General features: G+C 70.6%; 26 protein-coding genes, 1 tRNA gene and 5 pseudogenes. 17 read left to right on the forward strand and 15 right to left on the reverse strand.

Annotation, left to right across the window (positions count from 1 at the left end; all coding sequences use genetic code 11):
* Positions 1 to 109 precede the first annotated feature (109 nt).
* Positions 110 to 331, reverse strand: a complete 222-nt coding sequence (locus AB0I23_RS18725) for a hypothetical protein (RefSeq protein ID WP_359110513.1) — start codon at positions 329 to 331, stop codon at positions 110 to 112.
* A 542-nt stretch (positions 332 to 873) separates the two neighbouring features.
* A complete protein-coding gene (gene phoU / locus AB0I23_RS18730) occupies positions 874 to 1,551 on the reverse strand; it encodes a phosphate signaling complex protein PhoU (RefSeq protein ID WP_037692885.1) in 678 nt (225 codons plus the stop codon).
* 196 nt (positions 1,552 to 1,747) lie between these two features.
* Here phoU and AB0I23_RS18735 point away from each other — a divergent pair, with 196 nt between their 5' ends.
* Both AB0I23_RS18735 and AB0I23_RS18740 read left to right on the forward strand, forming a co-directional pair.
* A complete protein-coding gene (locus AB0I23_RS18735) occupies positions 1,748 to 3,022 on the forward strand; it encodes a sensor histidine kinase (RefSeq protein ID WP_359110515.1) in 1,275 nt (424 codons plus the stop codon).
* A complete protein-coding gene (locus AB0I23_RS18740) occupies positions 3,019 to 3,699 on the forward strand; it encodes a response regulator transcription factor (RefSeq protein WP_030977814.1) in 681 nt (226 codons plus the stop codon). The genes AB0I23_RS18735 and AB0I23_RS18740 overlap by 4 nt, the downstream gene beginning before the upstream one ends.
* Before the next feature lie 92 nt (positions 3,700 to 3,791).
* On the opposite strand, the gene AB0I23_RS18745 is transcribed toward AB0I23_RS18740, so the two are convergent.
* A complete protein-coding gene (locus AB0I23_RS18745) occupies positions 3,792 to 4,448 on the reverse strand; it encodes a DUF461 domain-containing protein (protein ID WP_359110518.1) in 657 nt (218 codons plus the stop codon).
* A gap of 610 nt (positions 4,449 to 5,058) precedes the next feature.
* Between AB0I23_RS18745 and AB0I23_RS18750 the strand changes: the two genes are divergently transcribed.
* The 6 genes from AB0I23_RS18750 to AB0I23_RS18775 all read left to right on the forward strand — a co-directional run bounded on the left by AB0I23_RS18750 (position 5,059) and on the right by AB0I23_RS18775 (position 11,911).
* On the forward strand, positions 5,059 to 5,541 hold the full coding sequence (locus AB0I23_RS18750) for a CarD family transcriptional regulator (protein ID WP_006380568.1): 483 nt from the start codon (positions 5,059 to 5,061) through the stop codon (positions 5,539 to 5,541).
* Between the two features lie 288 nt (positions 5,542 to 5,829).
* On the forward strand, positions 5,830 to 6,576 hold the full coding sequence (gene ispD / locus AB0I23_RS18755; protein ID WP_359110520.1) for a 2-C-methyl-D-erythritol 4-phosphate cytidylyltransferase: 747 nt from the start codon (positions 5,830 to 5,832) through the stop codon (positions 6,574 to 6,576).
* A complete protein-coding gene (ispF, locus tag AB0I23_RS18760; protein ID WP_037692876.1) occupies positions 6,566 to 7,063 on the forward strand; it encodes a 2-C-methyl-D-erythritol 2,4-cyclodiphosphate synthase in 498 nt (165 codons plus the stop codon). The genes ispD and ispF overlap by 11 nt, the downstream gene beginning before the upstream one ends.
* 582 nt (positions 7,064 to 7,645) lie before the next feature.
* Entirely contained in the window at positions 7,646 to 9,049 is a 1,404-nt protein-coding gene (cysS, locus tag AB0I23_RS18765; protein ID WP_359110522.1) for a cysteine--tRNA ligase, read from the forward strand.
* Between the two features lie 81 nt (positions 9,050 to 9,130).
* Entirely contained in the window at positions 9,131 to 10,087 is a 957-nt protein-coding gene (gene rlmB, locus AB0I23_RS18770) for a 23S rRNA (guanosine(2251)-2'-O)-methyltransferase RlmB (RefSeq protein WP_359110524.1), read from the forward strand.
* A 204-nt stretch (positions 10,088 to 10,291) separates the two neighbouring features.
* Positions 10,292 to 11,911: a DoxX family membrane protein gene (locus tag AB0I23_RS18775; RefSeq protein WP_359110526.1), complete on the forward strand. Its 1,620-nt coding sequence runs from the start codon at positions 10,292 to 10,294 to the stop codon at positions 11,909 to 11,911.
* 80 nt (positions 11,912 to 11,991) lie between these two features.
* Here AB0I23_RS18775 and AB0I23_RS18780 read toward each other — a convergent pair whose 3' ends face one another.
* From AB0I23_RS18780 to AB0I23_RS18790, 3 genes are all read right to left on the reverse strand, one after another.
* Entirely contained in the window at positions 11,992 to 12,702 is a 711-nt protein-coding gene (locus AB0I23_RS18780; RefSeq protein ID WP_359110528.1) for a nucleotidyltransferase family protein, read from the reverse strand.
* A 35-nt stretch (positions 12,703 to 12,737) separates the two neighbouring features.
* Entirely contained in the window at positions 12,738 to 13,151 is a 414-nt protein-coding gene (locus tag AB0I23_RS18785; protein WP_359110530.1) for a hypothetical protein, read from the reverse strand.
* A 231-nt stretch (positions 13,152 to 13,382) separates the two neighbouring features.
* The gene (locus tag AB0I23_RS18790) at positions 13,383 to 14,519 is read right to left on the reverse strand and encodes an ABC transporter ATP-binding protein (protein WP_359110531.1); all 1,137 of its coding nucleotides are present in this window, start codon (positions 14,517 to 14,519) and stop codon (positions 13,383 to 13,385) included.
* Positions 14,520 to 14,697: 178 nt separating this feature from the next.
* Here AB0I23_RS18790 and AB0I23_RS18795 point away from each other — a divergent pair.
* A tRNA-Thr gene (locus AB0I23_RS18795) sits at positions 14,698 to 14,771 on the forward strand.
* A gap of 124 nt (positions 14,772 to 14,895) precedes the next feature.
* Here the strand turns inward: AB0I23_RS18795 and AB0I23_RS18800 are convergent.
* Positions 14,896 to 15,447 (reverse strand): annotated as a pseudogene (locus AB0I23_RS18800) (site-specific integrase); the annotation flags it as partial.
* On the opposite strand from AB0I23_RS18800, the pseudogene AB0I23_RS18805 reads away from it, so the two are divergent.
* Positions 15,448 to 15,673 (forward strand): annotated as a pseudogene (locus AB0I23_RS18805) (mobilization protein); the annotation flags it as partial.
* A gap of 645 nt (positions 15,674 to 16,318) precedes the next feature.
* Positions 16,319 to 16,438 (forward strand): annotated as a pseudogene (locus AB0I23_RS18810) (NUDIX hydrolase); the annotation flags it as partial.
* A 19-nt stretch (positions 16,439 to 16,457) separates the two neighbouring features.
* Here the strand turns inward: AB0I23_RS18810 and AB0I23_RS18815 are convergent.
* Genes AB0I23_RS18815 through AB0I23_RS18825 form a run of 3 tightly spaced genes read right to left on the reverse strand, consistent with a single transcriptional unit; the run spans position 16,458 to position 18,721 of the window.
* Complete coding sequence (locus AB0I23_RS18815; RefSeq protein ID WP_359110532.1) at positions 16,458 to 17,099, reverse strand: hypothetical protein; 642 nt, start codon at positions 17,097 to 17,099, stop codon at positions 16,458 to 16,460.
* Between the two features lies 1 nt (position 17,100).
* Positions 17,101 to 18,393, reverse strand: coding sequence for a serine--tRNA ligase (gene serS, locus AB0I23_RS18820; RefSeq protein ID WP_359110533.1), 1,293 nt, complete (start codon positions 18,391 to 18,393; stop codon positions 17,101 to 17,103).
* Positions 18,386 to 18,721 carry a hypothetical protein gene (locus AB0I23_RS18825; protein ID WP_359110534.1) on the reverse strand — a complete coding sequence of 112 codons (336 nt, stop codon included), beginning with the start codon at positions 18,719 to 18,721 and terminating at the stop codon, positions 18,386 to 18,388. Before AB0I23_RS18825 ends, serS begins: the two co-directional genes overlap by 8 nt.
* Before the next feature lie 70 nt (positions 18,722 to 18,791).
* Between AB0I23_RS18825 and AB0I23_RS18830 the strand changes: the two genes are divergently transcribed.
* Entirely contained in the window at positions 18,792 to 18,947 is a 156-nt protein-coding gene (locus AB0I23_RS18830) for a hypothetical protein (protein ID WP_359110535.1), read from the forward strand.
* A 96-nt stretch (positions 18,948 to 19,043) separates the two neighbouring features.
* Here the strand turns inward: AB0I23_RS18830 and AB0I23_RS18835 are convergent, their stop codons facing one another.
* Both AB0I23_RS18835 and AB0I23_RS18840 read right to left on the reverse strand, forming a co-directional pair.
* Positions 19,044 to 20,453: an NAD(P)/FAD-dependent oxidoreductase gene (locus AB0I23_RS18835; protein ID WP_359110536.1), complete on the reverse strand. Its 1,410-nt coding sequence runs from the start codon at positions 20,451 to 20,453 to the stop codon at positions 19,044 to 19,046.
* Positions 20,450 to 21,169 carry a rhomboid-like protein gene (locus tag AB0I23_RS18840; RefSeq protein ID WP_359110634.1) on the reverse strand — a complete coding sequence of 240 codons (720 nt, stop codon included), beginning with the start codon at positions 21,167 to 21,169 and terminating at the stop codon, positions 20,450 to 20,452. Before AB0I23_RS18840 ends, AB0I23_RS18835 begins: the two co-directional genes overlap by 4 nt.
* A gap of 33 nt (positions 21,170 to 21,202) precedes the next feature.
* On the opposite strand from AB0I23_RS18840, the gene AB0I23_RS18845 reads away from it, so the two are divergent.
* Both AB0I23_RS18845 and AB0I23_RS18850 read left to right on the forward strand, forming a co-directional pair.
* On the forward strand, positions 21,203 to 22,156 hold the full coding sequence (locus tag AB0I23_RS18845) for an aminoglycoside phosphotransferase family protein (RefSeq protein ID WP_359110537.1): 954 nt from the start codon (positions 21,203 to 21,205) through the stop codon (positions 22,154 to 22,156).
* On the forward strand, positions 22,153 to 22,626 hold the full coding sequence (locus AB0I23_RS18850; protein ID WP_359110538.1) for a GNAT family N-acetyltransferase: 474 nt from the start codon (positions 22,153 to 22,155) through the stop codon (positions 22,624 to 22,626). Before AB0I23_RS18845 ends, AB0I23_RS18850 begins: the two co-directional genes overlap by 4 nt.
* 26 nt (positions 22,627 to 22,652) lie before the next feature.
* Here the strand turns inward: AB0I23_RS18850 and AB0I23_RS18855 are convergent.
* Positions 22,653 to 22,841: pseudogene (locus tag AB0I23_RS18855) on the reverse strand (zinc-binding dehydrogenase); the annotation flags it as partial.
* Positions 22,842 to 23,154: 313 nt separating this feature from the next.
* On the opposite strand from AB0I23_RS18855, the gene AB0I23_RS18860 reads away from it, so the two are divergent.
* The gene (locus AB0I23_RS18860; protein ID WP_359110540.1) at positions 23,155 to 23,841 is read left to right on the forward strand and encodes a pentapeptide repeat-containing protein; all 687 of its coding nucleotides are present in this window, start codon (positions 23,155 to 23,157) and stop codon (positions 23,839 to 23,841) included.
* A 22-nt stretch (positions 23,842 to 23,863) separates the two neighbouring features.
* On the opposite strand, the gene AB0I23_RS18865 is transcribed toward AB0I23_RS18860, so the two are convergent.
* Both AB0I23_RS18865 and AB0I23_RS18870 read right to left on the reverse strand, forming a co-directional pair.
* Positions 23,864 to 24,361: a hypothetical protein gene (locus tag AB0I23_RS18865; RefSeq protein WP_359110542.1), complete on the reverse strand. Its 498-nt coding sequence runs from the start codon at positions 24,359 to 24,361 to the stop codon at positions 23,864 to 23,866.
* Positions 24,362 to 24,477: 116 nt separating this feature from the next.
* Positions 24,478 to 24,693, reverse strand: a pseudogene (locus AB0I23_RS18870) (response regulator transcription factor); the annotation flags it as partial.
* On the opposite strand from AB0I23_RS18870, the gene AB0I23_RS18875 reads away from it, so the two are divergent.
* Together AB0I23_RS18875 and AB0I23_RS18880 are read left to right on the forward strand one after the other, a co-directional pair.
* On the forward strand, positions 24,693 to 25,241 hold the full coding sequence (locus tag AB0I23_RS18875) for a GlcG/HbpS family heme-binding protein (RefSeq protein ID WP_359110545.1): 549 nt from the start codon (positions 24,693 to 24,695) through the stop codon (positions 25,239 to 25,241). The pseudogene AB0I23_RS18870 and the gene AB0I23_RS18875 overlap by 1 nt on opposite strands.
* A 32-nt stretch (positions 25,242 to 25,273) precedes the next feature.
* Positions 25,274 to 25,876 (forward strand): ankyrin repeat domain-containing protein, encoded by a 603-nt coding sequence (locus tag AB0I23_RS18880; protein ID WP_359110547.1) that lies wholly within the window; start codon positions 25,274 to 25,276, stop codon positions 25,874 to 25,876.
* The last annotated feature ends 76 nt before the right edge of the window (positions 25,877 to 25,952 follow it).

Genomic DNA, 25,952 nt, shown 5'->3' on the forward strand with positions numbered 1-25,952 from the left:
GTCACGGGGCGGGGCCGCACCGCCTCGCCCCGTCACGGCTCCGCGCGGCCGTTGATGTCCTGCTCGACCCGGGCGCAAGGACCCGGCGCCCGCTCGATCCCGGGGACCCTCACAGTTCCGCGCGGCCCGTCGCGGCCCTCGCGTACCCCAGGATCAGCCGCTGCGCCTCCCCCGGCGTCAGCTGTGTGTTCCGGCTGACGATGTGCGGCCCGTACCCGTCCTCCAGCGCCACCAGGTTCCGTGCCACACCGGCCGCGCTTCCCGTGAGCGCGAACACACCGGTCGCCGCGCCGACTTCGAACCGGTGCTCGGCATTCCGTACGACTTCCACGAGGTGTGGGGCGTGTCCCGGCTGTCGTTCGAGGTCTTCACCCTGGGCACGGTGGTGGTGCTGCTGATCGGCGCCGTCGGCCACACGGTGGCCCGTACCCGCTGCGCCCCGGAGCCCGTCACCGCGTGAAACGGCACTGCCCAGAACGCCACCGGACCGGCGCCCCGCAGCGGGGCGCCGGTCCGGTGGCGCTTTGGGCAGCCTCAGTCAGCCACCGCACTGGCACGGCCCGCCCGACTGGCAGCCGCACCCACAGCCCGAACCGCAGCCGCAGGCACCGAGCACCGTCAGATGGACCACTTCAGCGGGTGTCTCCTGCTGCGGGTCGGTCGTGGGGGAGTCGGCCATCGTTCCTCCTCAAGGACGTACATCCAGGCGTACGGCAGGGCCGTACGCCCGACAACGCCGTACGAGCGGGGCGTTACCACCAGGTGTACCGCCTGCCGCCCCACCCCATTCATGCCCACTCCGGCCGCCCCATCAACGGCGCATGGACGGCGCATCCAAGGCACACCCGCGCAAAACGCGCCGCCCCTTACCCGTTACGCACTCTCGACCGACGCCGCATTCTGGATGTCGTCCGCGTGTTCGCCCGTCACCAGGTAGACGACCCGCTTGGCGACCGACACCGCGTGGTCGGCGAAGCGCTCGTAGTAACGGCCCAGCAGCGTCACGTCGACGGCGGTCTCGATGCCGTGCTTCCAGCGGTCGTCCATCAGGTGCTGGAACAGCGTGCGGTGCAGCAGGTCCATCTCGTCGTCGTCCTGCTCCAGCTGGAGCGCCAGGTCGACGTCCTTCGTGATGATCACCTCGGCTGCCTTGGCCATCAGGCGCTGCGCCAGCTGCCCCATCTCCAGAATGGTGGCGTGCAGGTCGTGCGGCACCGCCGACTGCGGGAAGCGCAGCCGTGCCAGCTTGGCCACGTGCTGGGCCAGGTCGCCCGAGCGCTCCAGGTCGGCACTCATCCGGAGCGACGTGACCACGATCCGCAGATCCGTCGCCACGGGCTGCTGGCGCGCGAGGAGCGCGATCGCCCGCGCCTCCAGGTCGTGCTGGAGGTCGTCGACCTTCTGGTCCGCGGCGATCACACTCTCCGCGAGCTTGAGGTCCGCGTCGAGCATGGACGTCGTCGCCCGGCCGATCGCCGACCCGACGAGCCGGGCCATCTCGACCAGGCCCTCTCCGATCGAGTCGAGTTCCTCGTGGTAAGCGTCACGCATGGAAGTCCCTCTCCAGTCCTCACTAAGGCCGGGGCCAGATCTGAACCCCACGCTCTCACCCTGTGGGCCCTACGCGTCCGGATCCGGCCGACCAAGTGAACCAGCCCTTGCTCCTCGGTGAACTCTGGGCGACGAGTGTTCGAGTACGCCCCCGGACGGCTGGGAGAGCGCCGCCGCACCCGCTTAACCTTGACGTATGGACGTGAACGCGGCGGTCGCCGCAGCTGCAGCGATCGCCGGGCTGTGCACCGGTGTGATCGCGATGCTGGCGTTCCGCTGGAGCGAGCGCGACCAGAAGAAACCCACGCGCACGTCCCTGCGGCCCGACAGCAACGGGGCACTGCCCCCGGGGGTCGACACGGTGCTCTCCGTGCTCTCCTCCTCCGCGGTCGTGCTCGACGAGAGCGACAGCGTCGTCAAGGCCAGCTCCGCCGCGTACGCACTGGGACTGGTCAGGGGCGGCCGGCTGGCCGTCGAACCCATGCTGCACATGGCCAGGGACACCCGCCGGGACGGTGAGATACGGCAGGTCGAACTGGACCTCCCCCGGCGCGGTACGGGCCGGGGCGAGGCGCTGGCGGTGTCGGCACGGGTCGCCCCGCTGGGCTCCCGGCTGGTGCTCCTGCTGGTCGAGGACCTCACCGAGGCCCGCCGTATCGAAGCGGTACGACGGGACTTCGTCGCCAACGTCAGCCATGAGCTCAAGACCCCGGTGGGAGCACTCTCGCTGCTCTCCGAAGCCGTCATGGACGCGTCCGACGACCCGGAGGCGGTCGAGCGGTTCGCGGGCCGGATGCAGATCGAGGCGACCCGCCTGACCAACCTCGTACAGGAACTCATCGACCTCTCCCGGGTGCAGAACGACGACCCGCTGGAGGACGCCGAGCCGGTCCGGGTCGACGAACTGGTCGCCGAGGCCGTCGACCGCTGCCGGCAGCAGGCCGGCGCGAAACAGATCACCATGGCCTCCGGCGGCACCGCGGAGCTCCGGATCTGGGGCAACCGCGGCCAGCTCGCCGCGGCGCTCGGCAATCTCGTCGAGAACGCCGTCAACTACAGCCCCGCCCGCACCCGCGTCGGCATCGCCGCGAGGCGCCTGGCCGTACCGGGCGGGGACCAGATCGAGATCGCCGTGACCGACCAGGGCATCGGCATCTCGGAGAAGGACCGCGAGCGGGTCTTCGAACGCTTCTACCGCGTCGACCCGGCCCGCTCACGGGCCACCGGTGGCACTGGTCTCGGCCTCGCCATCGTCAAACATGTGGCCGCCTCGCACGGCGGGGAGGTCACGGTCTGGAGCTCGGAGGGTCAGGGCTCCACCTTCACCCTGCGGCTGCCCGAAGCGGGCGCCGTACGGGACCGAGACCGCACATCGGGCGGACCGCTCATCGTCAACGGTGACGACGGGACCTACGGAACCGCCGACCCCGACACTCTCGAACCATTCCCTGCCCCGGAGGTCCTTCCGTGACCCGAGTGCTAGTCGTCGAGGATGAGGAATCCTTCAGCGACGCCCTGTCCTACATGCTCCGCAAGGAAGGCTTCGAGGTCGCGATCGCGGCCACGGGCCCCGACGGGCTCGACGAGTTCGAGCGCAACGGCGCCGACCTCGTCCTTCTCGACCTGATGCTGCCGGGCCTGCCCGGTACCGAGGTCTGCCGCCAGCTGCGCAGCAGGTCCAACGTCCCCGTGATCATGGTCACGGCCAAGGACAGTGAGATCGACAAGGTCGTCGGCCTGGAAATAGGGGCCGACGACTACGTGACCAAGCCCTTCTCCTCGCGGGAGCTCGTCGCCCGCATCCGCGCGGTGCTGCGCCGCCGCGGAGAGCCGGAGGAGGTCACCCCGGCCGCCCTGGAGGCGGGCCCGGTCCGGATGGACGTGGACCGCCACGTCGTCACGGTCTCCGGCGGCAAGGTCGACCTCCCGCTCAAGGAGTTCGACCTGCTGGAGATGCTGCTGCGCAACGCGGGCCGGGTGCTGACCCGGATGCAGCTGATCGACCGCGTCTGGGGCGCGGACTACGTGGGCGACACCAAGACCCTCGACGTCCACGTCAAGCGCCTGCGCGCCAAGATCGAGCCCGACCCGGGGGCGCCGCGCTTCCTGGTGACGGTGCGGGGCCTGGGCTACAAGTTCGAGCCGTAAACCCGGGCCCGTACGGCAGCTGGCCGGGCGGAGCACATACGACAAAGGCGCCTCCGGCTCGGGAGGCGCCTTTGTCGTGCGTATCCGTGGCGTCAGCCGGCCGACTGCGAAGCAGACGCGGCGTCCGTCGGGCCCGCCGCGCCGCTCGCCGACCCGGACGGGCTGCCCGACGGCGCGCCGGGCGTCGCGGAGCCGGACGGCGTCGTCGCGGGCGTCTCGGACGGCACCGCCGGCAGCGAGCTCGGGCCGAAGCCGGTGAAGTAGCCGCTGGCCGGCACGACGAACACGCCGAGCGGGACATCGCCGGTCCTGCTGAACTTGAAGACGACCGACTGCACGTTGCCGCTCTGCCCGGCCTCGCGGCCGTTCTCGATCACGGCGGCGGCATTGCCCTTGCCGCCGAGGACGACCCTGCCGCCGGCCGGGACGACGATCGGTCCCGCACCCGTGGCGGGGTGCAGCTTCACCGTGGCGCCGGTGCCGGGCAGGGTGATCGCGTCCAGCGTCTGCCGTGCGACACCGTTGTTGAACAGCGTCGCGGTGACGACGGCCGGACCCGCGGCGTTGCGCTCCGGCTGGGTGACGACGTTCGCGTTCTGGATCTGGATGTCACCGATGGTGGTGGCAGCGCTGTCCGGCTCGATTTCGAGCGTCTGCGCGTCATTGCCGGCACCGCACGCGGACAGTGCGCCGATCGAGATCACGATGGCAGTGGCGGCAAGGGCGCCGCGTCGAAGGCTGCGGCTCACGGCTGCGGCAACTCCTTGAACGTACGGACTTCACGGACGGGAGGGGCGAGCGGCGTAAAGCCGCCCTAAGGGTGTGTCAGCGGGCTTAGGTTACCGAGCCTCCGTCCCCGCCCCGCACCCGACCCGCCCCTACCGCCCCCGGGCATCACGACCTGTGCCCGCGGTCGCGCCCCCGGTCCGCCGGCCCACCGCCCCGCCCCCGCGATTCGTACGCTGTTCACATAACAGGCTTGATCAATTCCTGCGATCGTGACGCATTCCTTGCGCATAATCTCCGCGACCCCGGCGGCTGATCAATTTTATTGGCCGTCGGCACTTACCTCCGTACGGGTGATCGATCTCCGAACGGAGTACGGAAAGTTCACCATCTGGAATCCGGCAAACCGGGACGTTCGACCACTTCGGAGGGGGTTCGGGGGTATGTGACGCACGTGTTTCACTCCACCCGCACAGTGGCTCCGACCTGCGAATACCGCCTTCCCGATCCCTTCCGCAGCACGTTCGTGTTGCTGTTGTCAAGCCCCGAGATATGCCCTGACCTGCGAAAACGCCATTCAGGAGAAGCTGTTCTCGTGTTACTCTTGATAGCCACGGAAGGGGTACCTGTCACATGACGTTCAAGGTTGGCGACACCGTGGTCTATCCCCATCACGGGGCCGCGCTGATCGAGGCTATCGAAACTCGCCAGATCAAAGGCGTGGACAAGACCTACTTGGTGCTCAAGGTCGCCCAGGGCGACTTGACGGTTCGTGTCCCGGCAGACAATGCGGAGTTCGTGGGCGTGCGCGACGTAGTCGGGCAGGAGGGCCTGGACCGGGTCTTCGAGGTGCTGCGCGCACCGTACGCCGAAGAGCCGACGAACTGGTCCCGGCGCTACAAGGCAAATCTGGAGAAGCTCGCCTCCGGCGATGTCATCAAGGTCGCCGAAGTCGTGCGCGACCTGTGGCGTCGTGAGCGTGAGCGCGGACTCTCCGCAGGTGAGAAGCGGATGCTCGCCAAGGCTCGCCAGATCCTGGTGAGTGAGCTCGCTCTCGCGGAGAACACGAACGAAGACAAGGCCGAGGCTCTGCTCGACGAGGTTCTCGCGTCCTGACCCGGATCGCACCGGTCGCAAATAAATGTGCCGCGGTGCCCGCTGACCAGCCGTATTCACGGTGTGTCGTCGGGCGCTGCGGCATGTCCGGATTCGGATCCGGCTACCCCATCGATACTTTGCTCGCGATCTTGTGAAGCCCACCCCGCGCAGCCGCTGCGGTTTGCCCGAGCTCGACCGGATGACGGAAAGGGTCCCGGTCAAGTCAAGGCGTCGCGCCCGGCTCGCTTGTGGCCATACCCATGTCGGCCGTGGAAACAAACATGCTGATGCTTCGGAGTGCAACCGATGTCTGATCAATCGCGTCCGTACCGCACCGCCGCGGTGATTCCCGCCGCCGGCCGAGGCGTACGGCTCGGCCCGGGCGCCCCCAAGGCGCTCCGTGCGCTGAGCGGCACGCCCATGCTCATCCACGCGGTACGGGCCATGGCGGCGTCCCGGTCCGTCTCCCTCGTCGTCGTGGTCGCTCCGCCGGACGGCGCGCCCGAGGTCAAGAACCTGCTGGACGAACACGCCCTGCCCGAGCGCACCGACTACCTCGTCGTGCCGGGCGGCGACACCCGCCAGGAATCGGTCAGGCTCGGCCTCGACGCGCTCCCCGAGGACATCTCCGCCGTTCTCGTCCACGACGCGGCACGCCCGCTGGTGCCGGTCGACACCGTGGACGCGGTGATCGAGGCCGTACGCGACGGTGCGCCCGCCGTCGTTCCCGCGCTGCCGCTCGCCGACACCGTCAAGGAGGTCGAGCCCGGCACGCCCGGCGAGCCGGAGCCGGTGCTCGGCACGCCCGTACGGGCCAGGCTGCGCGCCGTGCAGACCCCCCAGGGCTTCGACCGGGACACCCTGGTCCGCGCCCACAAGACCGTCGCCGTCGACGGCGACGGCGCGACCGACGACGCGGGCATGGTCGAACAGCTCGGGGTGCCCGTCGTGGTCGTACCCGGGCACGAAGAGGCTTTCAAGGTGACCCGACCGCTCGACCTGGTGCTGGCCGAAGCGGTTCTCGCACGCAGGAGGGCGAACGATGGGTTCTGAGCACGCGCCGGTGATTCCGCAGGTCGGCATCGGCACGGACATCCACGCCTTCGAGGAGGGCCGCGAGCTGTGGTGCGCGGGCCTGCTCTGGGAGGGCGAGGGCCCCGGCCTCGCCGGCCACTCCGACGCCGACGTCGTCGCGCACGCCGCCTGCAACGCGCTGTTCTCGGCCGCCGGGCTCGGCGACCTGGGGCAGCACTTCGGGACGGGGCGACCCGAGTGGTCCGGCGCCGCGGGCGTCACGCTCCTGACCGAGGCGGCGCGGATCGTACGGGCCGCGGGGTTCGAGATCGGGAACGTCGCCGTACAGGTCATCGGCGTACGACCGAAGATCGGCAAGCGGCGCGACGAGGCACAGAAGGTGCTGTCGGCGGCGGTCGGCGCCCCGGTCTCGCTCTCGGCCGCCACATCGGACGGGCTCGGTTTCACGGGCCGTGCGGAGGGGCTCGCGGGGCTCGCGACGGCGCTGGTCTACCGGGTGGGCTGACCGCGTGCGGGGCCCCTGGGCGGGGCTCCTGGGCGTCGCGTGGTGCGGTGCCCCCGGTCCGGGGTGGGTGGTTCCGTCCTTGATCGCCGGACGGGCTCGAGGTGTGCGTCCGGCCCGTGGTGGCACCGTCGCCTGTCCCGGGGGTGGTCCGGGGCCCCTCCGGGGTGTCTCCTCGAACGACGAACGTTCGGCGGGTAGGCGGGGGAGCCCGGGTCTTTGTTCGTCGGCCTGCGGGGACTCCCCTGCGCGGCCCCGGACCGGCCGTCGCGCGTCAGCGGCCCGGTGTGCCCTCCTGTCACGACCGCCGGGTCGCGGGCGCGAGTGATGCGTGGGTGGGGCCGTGCAGGGGGGTCCCCGCAGGGACTGGCGCACGTGCCGGGTTCGCTCGCGTTGCCGGTTTCCGCGCCGGTTCCGAGGAGACGCCCCGGAGGGGCCCCGCCGCGGGGCGCGGCGCCGAAAATCCAGCCCGTCCGGCGATCGAGGACAAAGACGGTGGCCAGTTTCGGGCGCCGACAACACGAAGTTTTTCCGCCGACCCCAAGGGGGCACTGCGCACAGGTGCGGGCCCACTACCCTTGAGGGGTGACTATTCGCCTGTACGACACCAGCGCCCGGCAGATCCGTGACTTCGTCCCGCTCACAGCGGGCTGCGTCTCGATCTACCTCTGTGGCGCGACCGTGCAGGCCGCCCCGCACATCGGGCACATCCGGTCCGGGCTGAACTTCGACATCATGCGCCGCTGGTTCGCCTACCGCGGCTACGACGTCACGTTCATCCGGAACGTCACCGACATCGACGACAAGATCATCAGCAAGTCGGCCGAGCAGGGCCGCCCCTGGTGGTCGATCGGGTACGAGAACGAGCGCGCGTTCAACGACGGCTACGACGCCCTCGGCTGCCTGCCGCCCACCTACGAACCGCGCGCCACCGGCCACATCACCGAGATGATCGAGATGATGCGCGGCCTGATCGAGCGCGGTCACGCCTACGAGGCCGACGGCAACGTCTACTTCGACGTGCGGTCGTTCCCCGGCTACCTGGAGCTCTCCAACCAGGACCTGGACGACCTGCGCCAGCCGTCCGGCGAGGGCGAGACCGGCAAGCGCGACCAGCGCGACTTCGCGATGTGGAAGGCGACCAAGCCGGGCGAGCCCAGCTGGGAGACCCCGTGGGGCCGCGGCCGCCCCGGCTGGCACCTGGAGTGCTCCGCCATGGCGCACAAATACCTCGGCACCGCCTTCGACATCCACGGCGGCGGCATCGACCTGATCTTCCCGCACCACGAGAACGAGATCGCCCAGGCGAAGGCCTACGGCGACGAGTTCGCGAAGTACTGGGTGCACAACGGCTGGGTCACCATGTCCGGCGAGAAGATGTCGAAGTCGCTCGGCAACTCGGTGCTCGTCAGCGAGATGGTCAAGGTGTGGCGCCCCATCGTGCTGCGCTACTACCTCGGCACCCCGCACTACCGGTCGATGATCGAGTACAGCGAGGAGGCACTGCGCGAGGCGGAGTCCGCGTTCGCGCGGATCGAGGGCTTCATCCAGCGGGTCATCGAGAAGGCGGGCGGCGAGGTCGTGGCCGCCTCCGAGGTGCCGCCCGCGTTCGCCGAGGCGATGGACGACGACCTGGGCGTCCCGCAGGCGCTCGCGATCGTCCACACCACCGTCCGTCAGGGCAACTCCGCGCTCGCCGCCGACGACAAGGAAGCGGCAGTCGCCAGGCTCGCGGAGGTCCGCGCCATGCTCGGTGTCCTCGGCCTCGACCCGCTCGACGAACACTGGGCGGGCGAGAGCAGCCGCGGCGAGGATCTGCACGGGGTCGTCGACACGCTCGTACACCTCGTCCTGGACCAGCGCCAGTCGGCTCGCGACCGCAAGGACTGGCCCGCCGCCGACGCCATCCGCGACCAGCTCAACCAGTCGGGCCTCGTCATCGAGGACAGTCCGACGGGCCCACGGTGGACGCTCGGCCCGCGCCAGTAGTCCGCCCATGTGCCGCCCGGCGCCCCGGGCGGCACACTTTCACTTACATACGCATGTCTGAAGCAACGAAACAGGTAGGTCATGGCCGGGAACAGCCAGCGCAGGAACCGCCGCACGTCCAACAAGAAGGGCATGCAGGTCGGCAGCGGCGGTAACCGACGCCGTGGTCTCGAAGGCAAGGGACCGACGCCGCCCGCCTCCGCCCGCAAGGGACACAAGAAGAACCGGATCGCCAACGCCCAGGCGAAGCAGGCCGCGGTTCGTCGGCCCGCCCCGCGGCGCGGTGGCGCCAAGGGCACGTCCGAGATGGTCGTGGGCCGCAACCCGGTCTACGAGGCGCTGCGCGACGGCGTCCCGGCGACCACTCTGTACGTCCAGCAGTACATCGACAACGACGAGCGGGTGCGCGACGCGCTCCAGCTCGCCGGCCAGCGCGGCAACATCAACCTGATGGAGGCGCCGCGCCCCGAGCTCGACCGGATGACGAACGGCCTGAACCACCAGGGCCTCGTCCTGCAGGTCCCGCCGTACGAGTACGCGCACCCGGAGGACCTCACCGCCGCCGCGTACGACAACGGCGAGGACCCGCTGATCGTCGCCCTCGACGGCGTCACCGACCCGCGCAACCTCGGTGCGATCGTCCGCTCCGTCTCCGCGTTCGGCGGCCACGGCGTGGTCGTGCCGGAGCGCCGTGCGGCCGGGATGACGGCGGGCGCCTGGAAGTCCTCCGCGGGCACGGCGGCCCGTACGCCGGTCTCCCGGGTGACGAACCTGACGCGCGCCCTGGAGGGCTACCAGAAGGCCGGGATCACCGTCGTCGGCCTCGCCGCGGACGGCGAGCACACCGTCGAGGACCTGGACGCCCTCGGCGGTCCGGTCGTCATCGTCATCGGCAGTGAGGGCAAGGGCCTCGGACGTCTCGTCGGCGAGACCTGTGACTACCGGGTCCGCATCTCGATGCCGGGCGGCGCGGAGTCGCTGAACGCAGGCGTCGCCGCGGGCATCGTGCTGTACGAGGCGGCTCGGCGCCGCGGCTGACCGGAACGCCTCCCGGACGGGCCCGGGACCGGCCCCGTCCGGGAGGCGCGCCACCGGACGGCGGCGCAGGTCTCCGACCTCGGCGGACACGGCGGCGCCGACCGCCGCGTGCACCCCGGCCCCCGCGTCGCCGGGGCCTGTTGACGGGTCTCGGACACATCGGGGCCGTCAAGGCAGTGTCCTAATCACACATCACTCGGTTAGATGAGTGTGGACACCAGAACGCCTCGGTTCGACGAACTACCCGCCCTGAGCATGGCCAAGGTGCACTGCGACCCAGCGCAGGTCATCGTCAACCACGCCAGCTTCCGGGTGCAGCTCGCCCCCGCCCGGCGCGGACGGCTGCGCGGCGCCGCCCCCGCAGGAGCCGCCGGGGTCCCCGCCATGGGCGGCAGCGGGGCAGGGCGCGGCAGGCGTTCGCCCGTCGTGTGGAGCGGCAAGTCCGCCCCCGGCGACCCCGGCGCCACCGGACTCCTCCAGGCCGTACGGAACTCCACCACGGTCGGCCTCGACGGCGGGTACGGCCCGTACGGCGCCGAGTTCGACGGCGGCTCGGGCGCCACCCAGGTCATCCCGCGCCTGGACGAAACCCAGCCCACCCCCGTCATCCCCGCCCCCCACCGGTCCGGCGGCCGCCACGGCAGAGGCCCGCTGCTGCCCCCGATGCGGCAGGCGGTCGGCGCCTACGACACCGTCGACACCGGTCCGTACGACCAGGAGCCCTACGAGGACGACGAGTTCGACGAGACCATCGGGACCACGTCGCAGCGGCACGGCGCCGACAGCGTCCGGCACGCGTACTACCCCGGACGCCGGATGAACCTCGGGGTCGTACTCCTCCCGATGCGGGTGTTCCTCGGCTTCATCTCCGTCTACGCAGGCATGGGCAAGCTCTGCGACCCTGTCTACTTCGACGGCGGCGAGCGCGGCTCCATGGTCAAGTGGCTGACCTCGCTGCACCCGTGGGGACTCGCCGAACCGCTGCGGGACTTCGCACTCTCGCACCCGGTCGGCGCCGGACTCACCGTCGCCTTCCTCCAGGTCGTCGTCGGCGTCCTCACCGTCCTCGGCCTCTGGCAGCGGGTCGCCGCCTCGGTCGGCGCCCTGCTCTCCGCCGCTCTGCTGGTCACCGTCAGCTGGCGGACCGTCGCCGTCTACGACACGCCGGACATCATCTACCTCGCGGCGTGGAGCCCGCTCGTCATCGCAGGCGCCCCCGTCTACTCCGTCGACGGACGCCTGGCCGGCGAGGCATGGCGCAGGCTCGGCCCGCGCTCCGCCATCTGGGACCTGCGCCGCCGCGTGCTGCGCCGCGGCGCCACCGTCGCCACCGTCGTCGTCGGGCTCACCCTGCTCATCGGTTCGATGCTCGGCGGCGCCGTCCGCTCCTCCGAGGTCGTCACCGTGCCCGGACCCAACGACAACCCCACCAACCAGCTCCCCGGCTCCCCGCTCCCACAGGAGTCGGGCAAGGGCAGGGCCTCGCACAGCCCCACCCGGCAGAAGCCCTCCCCGTCGCGCTCCAGCGCTACGGCCACGCCCTCCGCGCAGGCGTCCACGCCCGGCACGGACAGCGTCCGCGAGTCCGGCCAGGCCGCCGGCGCCGGACAGCCCAGCCAGACGCAGGGCACCGGGCAGCAGTCCCCGCAGCGGACGACCCCGCAGCAGCCCCCGACGACCAGCGCCGGACCGAGCTCCTCCGGCTCCACCGGCACCGGCGGCGGCTCCACCGGCGGTGGTTCGACCGACGGCGGCTCCACAGGCTCGACGTCCGGCAGCACCTCGGGCGGCGGCCGCAACCCGATCGGCGGCCTGCTCGGCTGAACCGCACGCCATGCGCAAGGCGCGGTCACCGGAGTTTCCGGTGACCGCCCCTTGCGCATGCCCGCCGTACTGTCGCGGCGCTACGGGCCGTCCAGATCCTTCGCCGCCGCCGCCAGATCCTTCGCCGTGTCGATGGCCCGCCAGTACGCGCCGAGCGGCAACGGGTACCCGGCCAGCCGCCGCTCGCGGGCCAGCCGGGGAAACGTCGTCCGCTCATGGTCGCCGCGTTCCGGCAGCAGCGCAGTGAACGCCGGCGAGAAGACGTACACACCCGCGTTGATCAGATACGGGGACGGCGGCGACTCGATGAAGTCGGTGATGTGCCCGAACGCGTCCGTCTCCACGGCACCCCACGGGATACGGGGACGGGCCAGAGCCAGCGTGGCGGTCGCATCGCGCTCCGCATGGAACGCGGCCATCTCACGCAGCGAGAAACGGGTCCAGATGTCGCCGTTGGTGGCGTACCAGGGCTCCGACGGATCCGGCAGCCGCGCGGCGGCGTACTTCAGGCCGCCGCCGCGGCCCAGCGGCTCCGACTCCACCACCGTGGTCACCCGGAGCGGCAGGACGGCCTCCGCGAGCCACTCCTGGAGCACCTCGGCCAGACGACCGCACGAGACGACGGCATCGGTCACGCCCTCGGCGGCCAGCCAGGAAAGCTGATGGCCGATGATCGGGGTCCCGGTGCCCGGGATCTCGACCATCGGCTTGGGGCGGTCATCGGTGTACGGGCGCAGCCGCGATCCCTGGCCACCCGCCAGGATCACGGCCTGCGTCGGATACGTATGCATGCCAGGCACGATAGGCCGCGCCCGCACCGTGCCGGTCAGCTGAACTGCGCGACACCCGAGGCGAACGACGTGTCGCAGACCGGGCGGGAGAACCGGTGCGCCCGCGTCGGACCGTACTGCTCGACCGCGGCGCGGCCCAGCGCCCTGGCGATCGACATGCAGTGCCGGGCGAGCGAAGGGCGTCCCTCGACGGCGCGCTGGAGCTCCGTCAGCGCGACACCGGGGTCCTTCTCCTGAAGCTCCGCGAGCAGCCGGTCGCGCAGGACGTCCTGCGGGGCGCGCGACACGGCGTGCGTCGATACGGTCCGAGCCGACGCGGTGAGTACCCGCGACTCGGAGTTGTGCGCTGCCCACGGCACACGGGTGACCGCGAGAGTCCCGGAGAGGACCATGACGACGGGCAGGACGAGAGCGAGAGTTCGGCCGATGCGGCGCGCGGTGTGGGTCACGCAGCGAGCGTAGCGGGCGGTGATGATGTCGCGACATTGCGTCACCCCTGCGGGGGATGGTTCGAGGATGTTTTTCGAATCCCGCGTTGACGACCGCCGGCGAAATGACCGAAGTACCAGGGTATTTGTCGAAGATGCCGGACACCCGGGCGCAAACCCGTACACGAGCTTCGGTACGCGGACGGCCCCGCACCACGAGGAGTGCGGGGCCGTCGTACGGCGTGTGTGACGTCAGTCGGTGAGACGCTCACCCGTCGAGGTCGAGAAGACGTGCAGCTCGTCCGGGCGCGGCACGACGTGCAGCGTGGTGCCCTTCTCCGGCACGGCGCGGCCGCCGACGCGGACGACCAGGTCCTTGTCCGCACCGCCGACGCGCGCGGAGCCGTAGACGAAGCCGTCGGCGCCCAGCTCCTCGACGACATTGACCGAGACGGCCAGGCCGGCCGGGGCGTCGTCGCTGTCCTTGGAGAGCGACTTGGCGGCGGCGCCACCGTGCTCGACGATGTCGAAGTGCTCCGGGCGGATGCCGACCGTGACCGTGGTGTCGCCCTTGCCCGCGGCGGCGGTGAGCGCCTCGCGGGAGACCGGGACGACGCTGTTGCCGAACTTCACGCCACCGTCGGTGATCGGGACCTCGACCAGGTTCATGGCCGGGGAGCCGATGAAGCCGGCGACGAAGAGGTTGGCCGGGCGGTCGTACATGTTGCGCGGCGAGTCGACCTGCTGCAGCAGACCGTCCTTGAGGACCGCGACGCGGTCACCCATGGTGAGGGCCTCGACCTGGTCGTGCGTGACGTACACGGTCGTGATGCCGAGGCGGCGCTGGAGCGACGCGATCTGCGTACGGGTGGAGACACGGAGCTTGGCGTCGAGGTTCGACAGCGGCTCGTCCATGAGGAAGACCTGCGGCTCACGCACGATGGCGCGACCCATCGCGACACGCTGACGCTGACCACCGGAGAGCGCCTTCGGCTTGCGGTCCAGGTAGTCGGTGAGGTCCAGCATCTTGGCGGCCTCTTCGACCTTCGCCCGGATCTCGGTCTTGTTGATACCGGCGATCTTCAGCGCGAAGCCCATGTTGTCCGCGACGGACATGTGCGGGTAGAGCGCGTAGTTCTGGAACACCATGGCGATGTCCCGGTCCTTCGGCGGCAGGTGCGTGACGTCGCGGTCACCGATGCGGATGGCGCCGCCGTTGACGTCCTCGAGACCCGCGAGCATGCGCAGGGAGGTCGACTTGCCACAACCGGAAGGACCGACGAGGACGAGGAACTCACCGTCCGCGATGTCGATCTCGAGCTGGTCCACGGCGGGCTTGGTGGAGCCGGGGTAGACGCGGGACGCCTTGTCGAACGTGACACTGGCCATGCTGAATCTTCTCCTCCACCGGCAGGAACGTGCCGGACGATCCGAGTAGGGAGTGGTCTGGTCCACTTGGGTGAATCCTCAGCGACGCTACCCGGCCATTTCGAATCTGTCAGTAGTTCGAGGATCGCGAAATTATCTGCCGGTGCTGGGCGCGACATTGGTTACACTGCTCCGGAATGCCTCCTTAGCTCAGCTGGCCAGAGCAACGCACTTGTAATGCGTAGGTCGTCGGTTCGAATCCGACAGGGGGCTCGGAGAAACCCCAGGTCACATAGCCCGTGACCTGGGGTTTTCTGGCGTAGGGGGCGTGGCGGGGCACGTGGTTGGGGTGCCGTAGGAGGGCCTGCGTGAGCGATGCGTGAGCGGAGGGTCGCCCGCGGAGCGTGGCCTTGATGTGCTGGCGTGTGGAAGGCCCAGTGACACGACGGGAGGGCGGCATGGCATCGATCGCCGCCTTCATGGCCTTGCGGCGAGCACGGTTCTCCGCGCCCTTCCACGGGATGGCCGCCAACTCCTCGACCGCCGCGCGCCGCTGGGCGTTCTGCTCCAGGATCTCGGCGTTGGCGTCGGCGATGGCGGTGAACATCTCGCTCAGGTGGCTGACACGCAGCCGGTCGAGACGCCGCTCCCCGATACGGGGCTTGAGGCGCACGCGCACGTCGGTCTCGTAGCGGCTGACGCCCGACTTCCGGATGCGTTTGCCCGCGAGCCACCGGTCCAGCCACTTGCTCACGGTGAGGCTGCCCACGAGATCCTGGCCGGCCTTGAGGCGCCGCCTCGTCTCCTCCACGTCAGGAAGAGGCAGCTTGTCGTGGCTGACCCCGGCCGGCATCTCGGCGATCAGCTGGACGCCCTCGGGGTCGTCGGCGTCAGCAAGCCCGAGGAGGGCGCGGACGTGGTCGAGATCGGCCTGGGCGGCCTTGAGGCTGCCGACCGCATCCTCACCGACCCCACCTGGCTGGCCCTCGCCACCGTCCTCACCGACGCCGAAGCCCGCGGCCACCAACCCCACCAGCTCCTCAAGGAGGCCGCCGCCCAACGCGAACTGACCACCGCCCGCCAACCCGACCGCGTCCTGATCACGCGCATCCAGCACACCAGCCGCAACCCCGCACCCAACGCCCGTGCCGCAGCCGCCCGCCGCCGTACGACTGCGTCTACTCAAGCCGCCACCCGGCATCCCCATACCCCCAGGGCCCTGCGAAGGTCGACGTCCCCGGCGCGCGCCAGCTTCACCATCGTCGATAGGGGGAGAAGCGTCGCCTGCCTGCGCTGTCGGCCACCGTCAGTCCGACATCTCCAACTCGACGCCCATCAATGGACTTCACGCCTACGCTGGGCCTGCTGCGTCCGAAGGGCCTGAATCCATCAGAGCGTTCAGTCTCTCTGCGCGAAGGGAACGCTTTGCCCACTTCCCCCACTGAGAAGGGCCAGTGTCGGCTCTGCGGCGGTGTCATACGGATCGACAGGCGTAGCGGAAAGGTGCTCGCCCATCCTCGTGCCGACCGGCGAGTAGGGCAGTGCCCGGAGTCGGCGAAGCAGCGCTATCAGCCTGGGGTGCCCCAGACACCCCTCTACAGGATCGACCCCTCCGGCGGCTCGCCTTCCGTGCCACGGCGCCCCCGCAGCACGATTCGGGAAATTCCCGTGCCGAGACCGTCGTGGATCCCGCTGTGGGGCGACGTCGACGCCCCCATCGTCACTCTTCCCGCCAAGGGTCGCACCGGCTACTGGATCCCCGAGCACGGCTGGCAGAAGCATGAGCAGTTCGTGCACGACTACGTACATGGCCGAGCCAGGCCGGAGTGGGAAAACTGGCCGAGCTCGCTTGGGTCGCGCACGCCGAGATCCCGCAGTACGTGCCGTATGGGCTGTTCGAGCCGGTGCAGGATTACCTCGACACGACCCTGCGTCCCTGAGTCACCTCGGGGCCAGCGATCACGTGCGCAGACACGAGCGGCATCCCCTGTTGGGGCTGATCACCGGGCCGACGACGCGGATGCGGCGGCCTAGGATCTGGGCGGCGCGGACGGCCAGGTGGGGGGCCTTTTCGGTGTCGACGCGGCCGGGCCAGACGAGGTCGCGTCCGGCGGTCGCTGGCGGTTCCTCCTCGTCGAGGCCGAGGTGCACGGCCAACTCGGGGATCGGCCGGTGGCCCGCGTACCGCTCGATCATCTCGGGCGAGTAGCAGTACAGCCGGGAGCGCCTGCCGTCGAAGGCGGTGGTGGTGTGCTGGAAGACCGGGGAGTGCTGGAAGGTGGCGACGTCGCAGTCCAGCGCGTTCCAGGTGCGGGTCCAGGCGGGCAGCGAGGGGTACTCGTGCCCGACGACCAAGAGGTCGTACTTGGTGTCGCGGGCGTCGCGCTCGGCGAGCGATCCGGGGGTGATGTCCTCCAGGCGGACCGGCTTGCGGACCCAGTCGTTCTCCAGGTCCGCGAGCCAGCCCGGCCCGAGGAGGTGTACGTCGGCGCCTGCGGCCCGGGCGCCTACGGCGACCGCCCACAGCCATTGTTCGATCCCGCCGTAGCCGGCGGGCGGAAAGGCGTGGCTACCAGGGAAATCGCAGACGCCGACGAGCACGTTATGCCTCCGGTGTTCCGTCCGCCTTGATCCGGCGGAAGCCGAGGTACGGGAAGAGGGATTCGGGAAGGACGAGCGAGCCGTCCTCCTGCTGACACTGTTCGAGGAGCGCGGCCAGCGTGCGGCCGACGGGCAGGCCGGAGCCGTTGAGGGTGGCGACGAGCTTGGGCTTGCCGTCCTCGCCTCGGGTACGGATGTTGGCGCGGCGGGCCTGGAAGGTGCCGAAGTTGGAGACCGAGGAGATCTCCCGGTACGTGTTCTGGCTCGGGATCCAGACCTCGATGTCGTAGGTGAGCTGGGCGGAGAAGCCGGTGTCCCCGGCGGGCAGCTTGATGACCCGGTAGGCGAGGCCGAGCTCCTTCAGGCACGCCTCGGCGTGGCCGACCATCGTCTCCAGCTCGACGTCCGCCGTCTCCGGGTCGACGATCTTGACCATCTCGACCTTGGCGAACTGGTGCTGGCGGATCAGGCCGCGGGTGTCCCGGCCGTACGAGCCGGCCTCGGAGCGGAAGCACGGGGTGTGGGCGGTCATGGCCAGCGGCAGCTCGGCCGGCGGGATGATCTCGTCGGCGTAGAGGTTGGTCAGCGGGACCTCGGCCGTCGGGATCAAGAACAGATCGCGGTCGGCCACGCTTGTCTTGAACAGGTCCTCCTCGAACTTCGGCAGCTGGCCGGTGCCGGTCATCGTCTTGCGCGTGACGAGGAAGGGCACGGAGTGCTCGACGTACCCGTGCCGACGGGTGTGGATGTCGAGGAAGAGCGTGGCCAGGGCGCGCTCCAGGGCCGCGCCGGACCCGCGCGACACCGCGAAGCGGGGGCCGGACAGCTTCGTCGCCCGGGCGAAGTCGAGGATGCCGGTGGCCTCGCCGAGGTCGACGTGGTCCTTCGGCTCGAAGGTGAACGCGGGGGGCGTGCCGACGCGCCGTACCTCGATGGCGAACTCCTCGGAGTCACCGTCCGGGGCCGAGTCGTCCGGCAGGTTCGGGATGCTCAGGAGCAGGTCACGGAGCTGGGCCTCGATCTCCTCCTGCCCGGCCTCGATCTCGCGGATCTGGTCCTTCAGCTCGCGGGCGTGCTCCTTCAGCTTGCCGATGTCCCCGCCCTGCTTCGCGGTCTGCTGGACCTCGCTCGCCACCCGCTTGGACTCCGCCCGCAGCTCGTCGGCAGAGCGGATGTTCTGGTTACGCCGGGACTGGAGGGACTCCAGCTCGGACAGGTCCAGGGAGTAGCCGCGACGAGCGAGCCGACGAACAGCTTCGGCACCCATTTCGATCAGGGCGCGGGCGTCATGCATGAGGAAGATCCTTTTTATCCAGCGAATGGGATGGGGATACCGAATCGACGGTAGCAACCGCCTGCCCCTCGCTGATCCGGAATATGGCCGTGCCACCGGCGCCGGTGATCTTTTCGCACATGCCCGAATCGAGATCGTCCAGGAGGGCGGTGATCAGAACGGGCAGCTCGTCGTCGGAGATGGCGATCGGTTCGACGTACGGGGCCTCGGGAAGGAACAGCGGCATGGGCTCCCCCTCGGTGCGCTCGCGGTACCAGAGGAGGACGGAGACCATCAGTCCGTGGCCGACGAGCACCCTGGGACCGGGGTGCTCGCCGGCGGAGAGCACCCCGGGTGAGCATCCGCCGGATGCCCTCGCGCTGGGACTCGGACGCGTCGGGCGGGCGCTCATCGGCTCCATGGGCGTCCAGCCAGACGGCGTAGTCGAGGAAAGGGCCGCCCTCGAATTGTCCGTAGTCGAGTTCGTTGAGCCGCGCGTCGACGACGAGGCCGGCGGACGGAACGCCCATCAGCAGCGAGGTGGTCTGGCGAGCCCGGTCGAGCTTCCGGCGTGACTTCGCGGGGTCAACGACCCGCGCTTCGCTGATTATCGTCGGCCGGCCGAACGGCAGGTGGGCCCGTTACCAGACCACCGGCCATGACGAATGTTTTCAGTGCCGTCCAGCCAGCCGGTCCGCCACCTTCGCGATGGGGTCGGTGGTGGCTCCGGCCGAGGTGAGTTCGCGGCGGTCCGCGGTGCGGTAGGCCGCGTACATGCCGTGGACGCCGATCCAGCGGAAGGGTTCCGGCTCCCAGCGGCGGACCTTGTGGTTGACCCAGGGGAGGGTGGTCAGGTCGGTGGGACCCGACTGACCGGAGTCCTGCTGGATCAGGTCGCGCAGGGTGCGGGCGGCGAGGTTGGTGGTGGCGACGCCGGAGCCGACGTAGCCGCCGGCCCAGCCGAGTCCGGTGGAGCGGTCGAGGGTGACCGTGGCGCACCAGTCGCGGGGGACGCCGAGGACGCCGGACCAGGCGTGGTCGATGCGGGCGCCCGCGGTGGTGGGGAAGAAGCGGACCAGGATCTCGCGGAGGGCCTCGATGGTGGCGGGCTGGGTGCGCGCTGTGTCGTTGAAGTGGGCGGCACCTGAGCCGAAGCGGTACGGGACGCCCCGGCCGCCGAGTGCGATGCGGTCGTCGGCGGTGCGCTGGGCGTACATGTAGGCGTGGGCCGTGTCGCCGAGGGTTTCACGGCCGTCCCAGCCGATGGTGTCCCAGACCGGCTTCGGGAGCGGTTCGGTGGCGATCATCGAGGAGTTCATCGGGAGCCAGGTGCGCTTCTGGCCCTTGAGGTTGGCCGTGAAGCCCTCGGTGCAGCGCAGGATGTACGGGGCGCGGACGGTGCCGTACGGGGTGTGGGCGTGCTTGGGCTTGATCTCGGTGACGGGGGTCGACTCGTGGATGGTGACGCCGAGCGCCTCGACGGCGTCGGCGAGCCCCTTGACGAGTTTGACCGGATGCAGGCGGGCGCCGTGCGGCGTCCATGTGGAGCCGACCGCTCCGGTGACGCGGATGCGTTCGGCGGTTTCGCGGGCGCCGCGCAGGACCCGGTCGGTCTCGCCGAAGGCGATCTCGACGGAGTGGAAGTCCTTGAGGCGGGCCAGCTGGGCCGGTGTGTAGGCCACTTCGAGGACGCCGCCCTGGTGGATGTCGGCGTCGATGTTCTCTTCGGCGGCGACGCGTACGACCTCGTCGACGGTGTCGTTCATCGCCTTCTGGAGGCGGACGGCGGCGTCGTGGCCGTGGAGTTTCGCGTAGCGGTCGCGGCCCGCGATGCCGTTGTAGAGCCAGCCGCCGTTGCGGCCGGAGGCGCCGTAGCCGCAGAACTTCGCTTCGAGGACGGTGATGTTCAGGAAGGGGACGGCCTTCTTGAGGTAGTACGCCGTCCAGAGTCCGGTGTATCCGCCGCCGACGATGCAGACGTCCGTGGTGGTGTCGCCGGGCAGGGGCTCGCGCGGGACGGGCGTGCCTTGGTCCGCGTACCAGAACGATATTCTGCCGTTGACCGTGCTGCCGGTGCTCATGTTGCCCCTGCTTGTCCGTGTGAAGCCGAGTTCCTGTGTGGCGGGACGTTACTGCGCGGGGGCGGTTTCGTCCTCCCCAGGGTGAGCGGATAGCAGGCGAGGCCGATGAGGACGGCGGTGATGTGGCCGAGGTCGGTGAAGGTGCGGCCGGTGACGAGGGGGACGCCGTAGACGACGAGGACGGCGAAGAAGTACACGTACCGCCACGGTCGGGGGGCGTGGTAGGTGAGAACGGCGACGACGCCCGCGAGTGCGTAACTGACTCCGACGTCCAAGGTGTTGACCGCGGAGACGGGTGCCTGTCCGTGGCGGACGGCCCAGGCGAGGACACCCTCGCTGACGAGGGTGGCCAGCACGTGCGCGAGCGCGGCAACCGCCAACCAGCGCAGCGTGCCCAGCCAGCGTTCGGCGGGGGCGTGGAAGACCGTGAAGAGGAAGGCGTACGGGAACCACTTGCCGCCGTCGATCCAGAAGGCGCTGGAGATGAGGACGCGTACCGGGTCGCGGACGAGTTCGTGGATGTTGGTCGAGTGCTGACGCAGGAAGTCCTCCTCGAAGTCGGGGGACATCTGATGCACCACGACGGTGGTGACGAAGAGGATCGTCAGCCAGACGTACGTGCCGGGCGCGCTCCGGATCCACAAGCGGACGGCGCGCAGGGTGCGCGTCGGGAGGGAGAGCGGGTTCGTGGGCGGGGCCGGGCTGCTGGGGGGCATAACCGATTGACGCACGGGCCTACGATCGGGTGCGTGATTGACATTCCGGACGCGCTGATCGCCACCCGGTCCAAGTACGACGGCGAGGCCGGGCGGGCGTTCCTGGCCGCGCTCCCGGGACTCGCGGACCGGTTCCTGGGCGAGTGGGGGCTGCGGCTCGACGGGGCCGCGATGCACGGGATGTGCGCGCTGGTGCTGCCGGTGGTGCGCACGTCGGACGGCCGGCGGGCGGCGCTGAAGCTCCAGGAGCCGGACGAGGAGACGGCGGGGGAGCCGGTCGCCCTGCGCGTGTGGGGCGAGGCGGGCGCGGGGGCGGTGGGACTGCTCGGCCACGACGCCGGGACCGGCACGATGCTGCTGGAACGGCTGGACGAGCGACGGCCGCTGTCGGCGGTGGCGGACGAGCGGGCGGCGGTGGAGGTGCTCGCGGGGCTGTTGGCCCGGCTGACATCCGTACCGGCGCCGGACGGGCTGCGAAGGCTGGGGGATGCCGTGGAGCGGATGCTTGACGGGTTGGAGCGGGCGGTGGCGGGGCTGGCGGACGCGGAGGAGCGGCGGCTGCTGGTGGACTGTGCGGCGGCGGTACGGGAGGTGGCGGGCGAGCCGGGGGACCGGCTGCTCCACTGGGACCTGCACTACGACAACATCCTGGCGGGACGGGCGGAGGAGGGCCGGGCGCACGAGTGGGTCGCCCTGGACCCGAAACCGCTGGCCGGGGACCCCGGCTTCGATCTGATGCCCGCCCTTCACAACCGGTTCGACGCGTCGGCGGTGCGGTGGCGGTTCGATCTGATGACGGAGGTCCTCGGTCTTGACCGGGAGCGGGCGCGCGCCTGGACGCTGGGGCGGGCGCTGCAGAACAGCATCTGGGACGTGACGGACGGGGAGAGCCGTTTGGGGCCTGAGCAGGCGGAGATCGCCCGGCAGCTGCTGGGCCGGGGGCAGAGGGAAGCCGGTGGGCGGCGGCTGCTTACGCTGCCCCCATGATTCGTACCGCTACTGCTGCCGATGTCCCTGTCATCCACTCCATGGTCCGCGAACTCGCCGAGTACGAGAAGGCGCTCCACGAGGCGAACGCCACCGAGGAGCAGCTGCATGAGGCGTTGTTCGGTGAGCGGCCCGCCGCTTATGCGCACATCGCCGAGTCGGACGAGGACGGGGAGATCGTGGGCTTCGCGCTCTGGTTCCTGAACTTCTCGACGTGGCGCGGGGTGCACGGCATCTACCTGGAGGACCTGTACGTACGCCCCGGCCGGCGCGGTGGCGGGCACGGCAAGGCGCTGCTGACGGAGCTGGCGCGGATCTGTGTGGAGCGGGGGTACGAGCGTCTGGAGTGGTCGGTGCTGAACTGGAACGCCCCGTCCATCGCGTTCTACGAGTCGCTGGGCGCGCGGCCGCAGGACGAGTGGACAGTGTACCGGCTGACGGACGGGGCGCTGGCGAAGCTCGGCGGCTGACCTTCGCTCCTATGGGACGAGCGCTCCTATGGGACGAGGACGACCTTGCCCATCGTGCCGCGCGTCTCCAGGGCGCGGTGGGCGGCGGCCGCCTCGGCGAGCGGGAAGCGCTGGACGGCGGGACGCGGGCGGCCCGCGGCGGCTTCGGCGAGCGAGCGTTCCTCGAGGACGCGCAGGCCGCCCGCCTTCTGTGCCATCGCCGGGCCGAGGACGGCGTGCATGGCGGGGCTCCCTGGGTCGACCGGCTGTTTCGGGGTTCACCCTCCGACCTCGACCTCGCTCGAGGTCAAGCGCCCGACGGGTCGGCCGCGGCCGGCCGTTCGTTCCGGGCGCGAGCACGGCGGCCTCCACTCGGCGGCTGTGATCGCCGCGGTGAACCCGGCGAGTCCGCCGCCGATGATGTGGATGTGCTGCATGTGTTCCTGACTCCTCGTCGTCGTGAACGATGACGAGGAGGTGACGTCCGCAGGGGCTCGGGTATGACATCGGCGCGGGGGCACTGTCAGTGGCGTGGGTCACGATGGGTCCATGGCACGTAACAGCAGGCGTGGTGGCGGGAAGGACGCCGTGGCGGCGGCGCGACGGCCGGAGGTGCGGCTGCCGCCGCTCGTTCCGTACGACGGGGAGGGGCTGGAGCCGGACGGGGACTACGACGGTGTGCGGTTCGAGGGGGCGGACCTCACGGACGAGTCGGGTCCGGGCGCCCGGTTCATGGACTGTGCGCTGGAAGGGTGCGTGTTCGACCGCACGGAGCTGATCAGGGCCCGCTTCATCGACTCGGTCCTGACGGGGGTGCGGGGGGTGGGCACCGATCTCGCGGGGGCGTCGCTGCGCGATGTGGAGGTGGTGGACGCGCGCCTCGGCGGGGTGCAGTTGCACGGCGCGGTGCTGGAGCGGGTCCATGTGCGCGGCGGGAAGATCGACTATCTGAATCTGCGCAAGGCACGGCTGAAGGACGTGGTCTTCGAGGGCTGCGTGCTGTCCGAGCCGGACTTCGGGGACGCGCAGCTGGTACGGGTGGAGTTCCGGGACTGTGTGCTGAAGCGGGTCGACTTCAGTTCCGTACGGATGGAGTCGGTGGACCTGCGGACGGCCGCCGAACTCGACATCGCGCGTGGGGTGGAGCGACTGGCGGGGGCGGTGATCAGCCCGGCGCAGCTGATGGAACTGGCCCCGGCGTTCGCGGCGCAGATCGGGGTGCGGGTGGAGGCGTAGCCGGTTTCGCCGGACCCGCTCGTCAGACGCGGGGGAAGCGGGCCTGGAGGTCCCAGATCGCGGGGTTGTCGGCGAGTCCCTCGTGCATGTCGGCGAGGTCCGCGATCAGGTCGTGCAGGAAGTCGCGGGCCTCGCGGCGCAGCAGGGAGTGGCTGAAGGTGAGCGGGGGCTCGTCGCCGGGCATCCAGTCGGCTTCGACATCGACCCAGCCGAAGCGGCGCTCGAAGAGCATCCGGTCGGACGACTCGGTGAAGTCCAGCTCGGCGAACTGCCGCCGGTGCGAGCGGCTGCCGCGGGGGTCCTGGTCGATCTGCTCGACGATGTCGCAGAGCGCCCAGGCGAAGTCGAGTACGGGCACCCATCCCCAGGCTGTGGATACTTCGCGGTCCGCCTTGGTGTCCGCGAGGTAGACGTCCCCGGAGAACAGGTCGTGCCGCAGGGCGTGGACGTCCGCGCGGCGGTAGTCGGTCTGCGGGGGATCGGGGAAGCGTCGGGAGAGGGAGTAGCCGATGTCGAGCACAGTTCGATGGTGTCATGCCCGGGGGTGCGTCGACGCCGGAGCGGTGGGTTGCCCCGCTGCCGCCGCGACCGCGGGCGCCGGCCGCCCGCGGCGGTCCTCGCCGCGGCAGCCCCGGCTCATGGCAGCAGCCGCTGCTCCTTCGCCACGGACACGGCGCCCGCGCGGGTGTCGACGCCGAGCTTGCCGTAGATGCGGCCCAGGTGTGTCTTGACCGTGGCCTCGCTGATGAACAGGGCCCGGGCGATGTCCCGGTTGCCCAGGCCCCGGGACAGCTGGCCCAGGATGTCGCGTTCGCGGTCGGTGAGCGTCGGCAGGGGGCTGCGCATACGGGATGTCGCTGCGCACCCGTGTCCTCACCGGTGCCGTCGCCGCCGCCGCGCTCGGTGCCGGAACCTTCGGTGCCGTGTCCGCGAGCGCTTCCGCCCCGGCCGCCGCCCCTGCCGCCGCCGTCACGGCCGACACGGCGAACCGGAACCTCCAGCAGACCACCCATCTGACCGTGGCCGCCGCCACCGAGGCCGCGCGCGCCGCCCTCGACGCCGCCGAGAAGGAGAACCAGCGTGTGGCGGTCGCCGTCGTCGACCGGAACGGCAACACCGTCGTGACGCTGCGCGGCGACGGCTCCGGCCCGCAGGCGTACGAGTCCGCCGAGAAGAAGGCGTACACCGCCGTCTCCTGGAACGCCCCCACCTCCGTGCTCGCCGGCCGTCTGGCCCAGGCCCCGAACCTGAAGGACATCCCTGGCACCCTGTTCCTCGCGGGCGGCGCCCCGGTGCAGGTCAAGGGTGCACCGGTGGCCGGCATCGGAGTGGCCGGTGCCCCCAGCGGCGACCTCGACGAGAAGTTCGCCCAGGCGGGCGTCGCCGCACTCGCGAAGTAGCACAGCCGACCACAGCACAGGAGAGACCACGGATGAACGCCCTCGATCACGACCTGCTCCGAGCAGCGCGCACCAGTGACGCCGATGCCGCACGCACCGCGATCGAGGGCGGCGTCCGGGTCGACGTCCGCGACGAGGAGGGGCGTACCCCGCTGCTCCTCGCCGTCCACGGCGACCATGTCGAGCTCGCCCGGCTGCTCGTCGAGGCGGGCGCGGACCCCGATGCGCAGGACCGGCGCGAGGACAGTCCCTGGCTGGCGACCGGCGTCACCGGCAGCGTCGCGATGCTGCGCACCCTGCTGCCGGCCGGTCCCGACCTGAAGCTCCGTAACCGGTTCGGCGGCATCGCGCTGATCCCGGCGAGCGAGCGCGGCCATGCCGGTTACGTACGGGAGCTGCTCCGCCTCACGGACATCGACGTCGACCACGTCAACCGGCTCGGCTGGACCGCCCTGCTGGAGGCCGTGATCCTGGGCGACGGCGGCCGGGCGCACCAGGAGATCGTCGAACTGCTGCTGGCGGCGGGGGCGACCCCCGGTCTGGCGGACGGTGACGGGGTGACGGCGCTGGAACACGCGGAGCGGCGCGGGTTCGCGGAGATCGCGGCGCTGCTGCGGAATAAGGACCCGAGGTGAACATCCGCCGATCCGCCAAACCGACATTCCGCACATAGGATCACCGGTGTGCGCCCCACCGCTCTGATCCTGGCCC

The sequence above is a fragment of the Streptomyces atratus genome, from assembly GCF_040655115.1.
Classification (GTDB): Bacteria; Actinomycetota; Actinomycetes; order Streptomycetales; family Streptomycetaceae; genus Streptomyces; species Streptomyces atratus_D.